This window comes from Streptomyces sp. NPDC003393, assembly GCF_053589015.1.
Map to the genome: position 1 here is coordinate 77,355 of NZ_JBSFRB010000042.1, position 7,342 is coordinate 84,696.

General features: G+C 71.2%; 6 protein-coding genes. 5 read left to right on the forward strand and 1 reads right to left on the reverse strand.

Features of this window, described 5'->3' with window-relative positions; all coding sequences use genetic code 11:
- Window positions 1–152: 152 nt before the first annotated feature.
- The 3 genes from ACWDUZ_RS31185 (at window position 153) to ACWDUZ_RS31195 (ending at window position 3,897) form a co-directional block, all read left to right on the forward strand.
- Window positions 153–1,511, forward strand: coding sequence for a peptidase C39 family protein (locus ACWDUZ_RS31185; RefSeq protein ID WP_451635157.1), 1,359 nt, complete (start codon window positions 153–155; stop codon window positions 1,509–1,511).
- Window positions 1,512–1,964: 453 nt separating this feature from the next.
- Window positions 1,965–2,864 carry a LysR substrate-binding domain-containing protein gene (locus ACWDUZ_RS31190; RefSeq protein ID WP_451635158.1) on the forward strand — a complete coding sequence of 300 codons (900 nt, stop codon included), beginning with the start codon at window positions 1,965–1,967 and terminating at the stop codon, window positions 2,862–2,864.
- A 283-nt stretch (window positions 2,865–3,147) separates the two neighbouring features.
- On the forward strand, window positions 3,148–3,897 hold the full coding sequence (locus ACWDUZ_RS31195) for an SDR family NAD(P)-dependent oxidoreductase (protein ID WP_451635159.1): 750 nt from the start codon (window positions 3,148–3,150) through the stop codon (window positions 3,895–3,897).
- Window positions 3,898–4,057: 160 nt separating this feature from the next.
- Here ACWDUZ_RS31195 and ACWDUZ_RS31200 read toward each other — a convergent pair whose 3' ends face one another.
- Window positions 4,058–4,678, reverse strand: a complete 621-nt coding sequence (locus ACWDUZ_RS31200) for a CGNR zinc finger domain-containing protein (RefSeq protein WP_451635160.1) — start codon at window positions 4,676–4,678, stop codon at window positions 4,058–4,060.
- A 134-nt stretch (window positions 4,679–4,812) separates the two neighbouring features.
- Between ACWDUZ_RS31200 and ACWDUZ_RS31205 the strand changes: the two genes are divergently transcribed.
- Together ACWDUZ_RS31205 and ACWDUZ_RS31210 are read left to right on the forward strand one after the other, a co-directional pair.
- Entirely contained in the window at window positions 4,813–5,361 is a 549-nt protein-coding gene (locus ACWDUZ_RS31205) for a carboxymuconolactone decarboxylase family protein (RefSeq protein WP_451635161.1), read from the forward strand.
- A 328-nt stretch (window positions 5,362–5,689) separates the two neighbouring features.
- Window positions 5,690–7,144 carry a dihydrolipoyl dehydrogenase family protein gene (locus ACWDUZ_RS31210; RefSeq protein WP_451635162.1) on the forward strand — a complete coding sequence of 485 codons (1,455 nt, stop codon included), beginning with the start codon at window positions 5,690–5,692 and terminating at the stop codon, window positions 7,142–7,144.
- Window positions 7,145–7,342 lie beyond the last annotated feature (198 nt).

Sequence of the window (7,342 nt, forward strand, 5' to 3'; positions counted from 1 at the left end):
ACCCCCAGGTCATGCCACTGGTAGAGACCAATATTGGTAGGCGTGGCGTGTGCCGAAGTGCTGGCAGGAGCCCGTCCCCGCGGCCATAGTGGGCCCATTGCCGTGCACGGACCCGCTCCCTCCCCGACTCGGAACCTGGGGGTCTCCCACCCATGAGCAGTGCCGAACACCCGTCCCGCAGATCCGTCCTGACCGCCGCGGTCGCCGCCGCCGTGGCGGGCGCCGCCGCTCCGACGGCCGCCGCGACGGAGCGCACCGCCGCCACCCCGCACTCCACCCGCCCGGTCGACTACCGCGCCTGGACCACGTACGCCGACTGGCGCTCCGGTACGTCCCACGGCACCCGCGCCGTCGCGGGCCTGCGCCCCGGCCTGCACATCGCCACCCCGGCCGGAACCACCGACTACACCGATCCGCACACCGGCACCACCGGCACGTGGGAGTACGCCACCTGGACCGGCCCGGTCCACCGGCTCCCCGTCCCCGCGACCGAGGCGATCGCCTCCTGGAACGCCCACACCCCGGCCGGCACCTGGCTGCAGGTCGAACTGCGGGGCACGTACTCCGACGGCACGGACACCCCCTGGTACGTCATGGGCCGCTGGGCGGCCGGCGACCAGGACATCAAGCGGACCTCCGTCGACGACCAGACCGACGGCAGAAGCACCATCTGGACGGACACCTTCTCCATCGACGACCCGGCCTCCGGCCTGCGCCTGACCTCCTACCGGCTCCGTCTCACCCTCTACCGCAGGCCCGGCACCGGCCTCACCCCGACGGTGTGGCGCGTGGGCGCCATGGGGTCCGACATCCCCGACCGCTTCACCGTCCCCGCCTCCGCACCCGCCCTGCCCGGGAGGGAACTGACCGTCCCGCGTTTCTCGCAGGAGATCCACGCGGGCCAGTACCCCCAGTACGACAACGGCGGCGAGGCCTGGTGCAGCCCCACCTCCTCGCAGATGATCATCGAGTACTGGGGCGGCCGGCTCACCCCCGAGCAACTCTCCTGGGTCGACCCGTCCTACGCCGACCCCCAGGTCTGCCACGCGGCCCGGTCCACGTACGACTACCAGTACGCAGGCTGCGGCAACTGGCCCTTCAACGCGGCCTACGCGGCGACCTTCGACGGACTCCAGGGCGTCGTCACCCGCCTCGGCTCCCTCAACGACGTGGAGACCCTGATCGCCGCGGGCATCCCCGCCATAACGTCCCAGTCGTTCCTGAAGACCGAGCTGACCGGAGCGGGCTACGGCACCTCCGGCCACCTGATGACCATCATCGGTTTCACCGCCGACGGGGACGTGATCGCCAACGACCCGGCCTCGCCGAGCGACGCGGCGGTGCGGCGCGTGTATGCGCGCCGGGAGTTCGAGAACATCTGGCTGCGCACCAAGCGCTACGACGCGAACGGCAAGGTCAGGAGCGGTTCGGGAGGGGTCTGCTACCTCTACTTCCCGGCGAGGCCGACACCGGGTCAGCGCCGCGCTCTGGGGCGCGTGGGGATTCGCTGACGACACGGCTGCCGAACGGCCGCCGCGCGACCTCGCGGCGACGGTCGGCGGCGTAGCTCGTGACACGGCCGTACGGCAGGCGACAGGGGGATGCCGTCGACCGGGGCGAGCGTCCGGGTGACGTCGACGGCGTCGGCCGCGATGGTGATGCCTCGGGCAGGGTGCCGCGGCCGTCGCGGATCAGCCGGAGCCCGAACCTCGGTTGCAGCGGCAGCAGTTGCCGAGTGCCGTCGTCGTGGGGCGCGTACGGGGTGCCCTCGGCGGTGCCGGCTCCGCGGCGGGCGTCGATCACGCCCGCCGCGGTCGCGGACCGCTGATTTCCCCGAGGCGCGGGGAAGCACGGCGGGCCCGGTCCGGGCCCCTGCCGCGGCCATCGACCTGGGCGAACGCGGCCATCGGTCCGCCTTCTCGCAGGCGGATGACCTGCTCGACGCCATGTGCTGGTATGGAGGGATGGAACTGCGGGAACTCCGGGCCTTCATCGCTGTCGTCGAGGAGCGCGGTATGTCTGCCGCCGCACGCCGCCTGCACGTGAGCCAGTCGGCGCTGTCGCAGACGGTGAGCGGCCTGGAGAGGCAACTCGGACTGAGGCTGCTGATCCGCACCAACACCGGTGTCCGCCCCACCGAGGAGGGAGAGACCCTGCTGGCCGAGGCCCGCGCGGTGATCTCCCGGCACGACCAGGCACTGCGGACCATGGCAAGCCTGACGAGCCCGGGATGCGGACTGCTACGGGTCGGCATTCCGCTGGAACTGCCGTCGGACCTGCTCCGGCCGGCGATGGAGCGGATGGCGGCCGCGTGCCCCGACACGCGCGTACAGGCCCGCCATCTGTCGTCCGCGGCCCAACTGCACGCGCTGCGCATCGGCGAGCTCGACATCGGCCTGCTGCGGGAACGTCCTGCGGACCCCGACCTCGACGCCATGCTGGTCGTCACGGAGAAGCTGGGCGTGCTGCTGGCCGCGAGTGCCGCCGCCGAGTTGGCGGACGACGAGGGAGTGCGCCTGGATGCCTTGCGGGGTCTGGAGTGGGTGAGCTTCCCCCGCTCCGGCAGCCCCGCGTGGTACGACGAAGTCACCTCGGTCCTGCGCAGCTTCGGCCTCGACCTGGGCCCGGAGGCACCGGAGGACCAGTCGTTGATCGCCGAGGTCAAACTGGCGGCGGTCAGCACGGGGAAGGCATTCGCCCTGGCCCCGCCCCAGTGGTCCCAGCCACTGCCGGAGGACGTCGTCTGGAGGCCTCTGCATCAGCATCCCTTGGTGCGCCGCACCTGGGCCGCGTGGCCGGCCCATGCCCGGCGCCGCGATCTGGCCGGCTTCATCACCGGGCTTCCAGCGGTGGACAGCATCTGAGCACTCTTCGCCGTCCACGTCGCCGGGAACACCAGTGGACGCCGCCATAGGAATTAACGGAAGCCGTCATCGAGTAACTCGATGGCCGATTTCCTCGATCCGCGGAATAAGATAGGTGTCACGCTCCTGACCTGCGCAGATGATGCTTGTGGCAATGTGGGAGTCGCCCCTCGTGATCGGTGAGCGCCTTATTCGCGACGCCACGGGAGAGGAGGTGGAATGCATTTCATGAAAAGAGGCGTACGTTCTGCGTGGCAGCCAACTATTCGATGGAGTGCTTACCGTGAATTCTTCCTACCTCGCAGGCAGTGTCGCACTGGTCACCGGAGCCACCAGCGGCATCGGAGCAGCGACCGCGGGCCTGCTCGCCGAGCATGGGGCGCATGTGCTGGTCGCCGGACGGAATGTGTCACGTGGCGAGTCCGTGGCCGTGAGCATCCGGGCCCGGGGTGGCAAGGCCGACTTCCTGGCCGCCGACCTCACGACGGCCGACGCCGCCCGAGACCTGGCACGGCGCGCGACCGACATGACCGGTGCGGTCGACATCCTGGTGAACAACGCCGGCATCTATCCCTTCGGGCCCACCGCCGACACGGCGGAGGAGCAGTTCGACGCGGTCTACGCGCTGAACGTGAAGGTTCCCTACTACCTCGTGGCCCAGCTCGCGCCGGGCATGGCCGAGCGCGGCCGTGGCTCCGTCATCAACGTGAGCACCGTGGTGGCCGACTTCGGCATGGCGGGCATGGCCCTGTACGGGTCGAGCAAGGCCGCCGTGAACCTGCTGACCAAGTCGTGGGCGGCCGAGTACGGTCCGCGGGGTGTCCGGGTCAACGCCGTCCAGGTCGGGCCGACACGCACTGAGGGAACGGCCGGAATGGGCGACGACCTGGGCGGTCTCGCTGCTCAGGCCCCCGCGGGCCGCCCGGCGAGTCCTGAGGAGATCGCCTCCGTGATCGCGTTCCTGGCGAGCGACGCGGCGAGCTTCGTGCATGGCGCGATCGTCCCCGTCGACGGCGGTCGCGTCGCCGTCTGAGTCGCACGACCGAGACCGTCGGCCAGGAGCGACTCGCCGCTCCTGGCCGACGGCGGTCCGGCGCGCGCGGGCGGGCGCGGGCGGGCGCCTGCTCCGGGGACGGTGGGTGTTCGGTCGTACGGGGCCCTGTCGCCGGAGCGACGCCTTGTCCGTGTATCGCTTACGCGGAGCGGTGCCGCCGGTAGTGGCGGGCGACGCGGACGCGGTTGCCGCAGGCCGGGGAGCACCACTCGCGGCGCGGGTGGTTCTTGAAGAAGTAGAGCAGGCAGTTGGGGGCGAGGCAGGGGCGCAGGCGCTCCCGGTCGGGTCCGGTGAGAAGCACGACTGCCTGGTGGGCGATGAGCTGGACGGCGAGGCGCGCAGCCGTTCCCGAGCCACGGTACATACGCGAGGGCGGGCCGTCCGCGGGCCAGACGAGCTCGGGCCAGGCCCGAGCGAGAGCGTTGAGCGTGGCGATCGCCTCATGACGCGCGGAGCCGGACGCGGTGGCAGGGGGACGCGGATCATCGGTCACCTCGGCCGCCAACTGCCGCAGCGCGTCGCGCAGCGCACGCAGTTCTCCGGCGACCGGGCGCACCGTGTGTTCGTCGATCTGGTCGGCCTCCAGGCCGCTGACCGGGCCGAGGCGGTCGGCGACCGCGCGCAGCCAGGCAGCCGGGCCGGCGTCGTCGGCCAGAGCGTCGCACGTCCGGCCACGGTCGAGTGCCACGGTGTTCATGAGCTCGATGGGCAGGGGCTCCCCCAGCAGTGTCGCGCTCGTGATCGAGGTCCCTTCCGCCATGTCCCCGATCATACCACCATCTAATGGATCGACTGCAGAACAACCATTTGACATCGCGGATTCGGCGCGCCATATTTCTAATTGTTAAGGCATCAGCCAACCATTAGATCAATGGAATCTCCAGGAGAGCCGCTATGTCAGCGCTGCCCCAGATCAACCCCGCCGAGGCCACCGGCGAAGCCGCCACCCTGCTCGGCGAACTCAAGAAGAGCGTCGGCTCCGTGCCGAACATGGCGAAGGTGATGGCGAACAGCCCGGCCCTGCTCAAGGGTTGGATGAGCCTGTCGGACGCTCTGGTCGGCGGTGTGCTTCCCGCCGCGGTCCGCGAGCGACTCGCACTGGCCACCGCGGAGTACAACCGCTGCGGCTACTGCCTGTCCGCGCACACCTTCCTGGGCAAGAACGTCGCCAAGATCGACAGTGACGAAATAGAGCGCGCTCGCCACGCCGAGTCCTCCGACTCGCACACGGCAGCGCTGCTCACCCTCTCCGACGCCATCGCCCGCGGCCGCGGCACGATCGACGAGAGCGTGCTGAAGTCGGCCCGGTCCGCCGGCGTGACCGACGCCGAAATCGCGGAAGTCGTGGGCAACCTCGCCCTGAACATCCTGACCAACTACTTCAACATCGTCGCCGGAACGGACAACGAGTTCCCCGTCGTCACGCCGCACCGGTCGGCCTGACGCCCCTGCCGTGCGGGTCGCGATCCTGTCCTGCCGACAGCGGCCCGCACGCCCCACCCGCCGACCCGGTCAGGCCGCCCCTCGAACGGAGCCGCACCGGTCGGCTCCCGGCCGCCGGCAGGCGTCGGTCGGCCGAACGGCAAAAGCTGCGAGGGATCCGGCACCGGTGTTCTGTGGAGTGGGAAGAGCGCCGACCACGGCACAAGGTGCGCGTCTCGGCGCACCCACCCCGTCCCCGTCGGTGCCACCGACAGCGATGACCGACCCCCGGCCGTAACGCGACGAACGCCCGCCGGACCCGTACCCATCATGATGAAGCGAGGCAGTGATGACTGCAGCATCCGAGTCCCATGAAGACGGCACCTACGACGTGATCGTGCTGGGCGCCGGCCCGGTCGGACAGAACGTCGCCGACCGCGCACGCGCCGCCGGCCTCACGGTGGCCGTCGTGGAACGCGAACTCGTCGGCGGCGAATGCTCCTACTGGGCCTGCGTGCCCAGCAAGGCACTGCTGCGACCGGTCATCGCCCTCGCGGACGTCACCCGCGTGGACGGGGCACGGCAGGCCGTGACCGGCAGACTCGACAGCGACGGGGTGTTCGCCCGCCGCAACCGCTACGTCACCGACTGGGACGACAGCGGCCAGGTCCGGTGGGTCAAGTCCATCGGCGCCGACCTCTTCCGCGGGCACGGCAGGATCGACGGTCCCCGCCGTGTGACGGTCACCCCCGACGACGGCACACCGCAGACCCTCACCGCCCGGCACGCGGTGGCCATCGCCACCGGCAGCCGGCCGGCGATGCCCGATCTCCCGGGCATCGACGAGGCCCGGCCCTGGACCAACCGGAACGGCACCGACTCCAGCACCGTGCCCGCCCGGCTCGCCATCGTCGGCGGTGGCGGGGTCGGCGTGGAGATGGCCACCCTCTGGCAGGGCCTCGGCTCCCAGGTCACCCTCATCGCCCGCCGTGCGCTGCTGCCCCGCCTGGAACCCTTTGCCGGGGAGTTGATCGAACGCGGTCTCACCGAGGCCGGGGCGGACGTGCGGATCGGTGTGCGGGTGACGGCTCTGCGCCGTCCGGACGCCGCGGGCCCCGTCACACTCAGCCTCGACGACGGCAGCGAAGTGGAGGTCGACGAGGTCCTGTTCGCCACCGGCCGCACACCCGCCACCGACGACATCGGCCTGGACACCATCGGCCTCACCCCCGGCTCGTGGCTGGACGTGGACACCACCTGCCTGGTCGACGGCGTCGACGGCGAATGGCTCTACGCGCTCGGCGACGTCAACCGCCGCGCGCTCCTCACCCACCAGGGCAAATACCAGGGCCGTACCGCGGGCGACGCCATCGGCGCCCGAGCCGCCGGGCGCCCGCTGGACGACGGTGCCTGGGGCGACCACGCCACCACAGCCGACCAGCACGCCGTGCCCCAGGTCTTCTTCACCGACCCCGAGGCCGGCGCCGTGGGCCTGACCGCCGAGCAGGCGGCCCGCGCCGGACACCGGATCGAGGTCGTCGACGTCGACTTCACCGCGGCCCAGGGCGCCAAGCTCTACGCCGACGGCTACCGGGGTCACGCCCGGATGGTCGTCGATCTGGACCGGGAGATTTTGCTCGGCGTCACCTTCGTCGGCCCCGGTATCAGCGAACTGCTGCACTCGGCCACCGTCGCGGTCGCCGGCGAGGTCCCGCTCAAGCGGCTGCGGCACGCCGTCGCCTGCTTCCCCACCGTGAGCGAGATCTGGCTCTTCCTGCTGGCCGCGCGGCGCGAAGGCCGCTGAGCCCCTCTCCTCACGCGGCGGCGACGACGCGTCGGTCGGACCTTGCCGCCCCGGACGCAGCACGGTCACTGACGGAAGGCTCGCCGGGCGGGCGCGGGCGGAGCAACGGCGCCCTGTACGGCGGGTGGTGCGGCCCCGGGCAACCCACTGGTTGCCCGCTCAGGACTACCACGACGCCGCCTCCCGGTTCCTGCACGC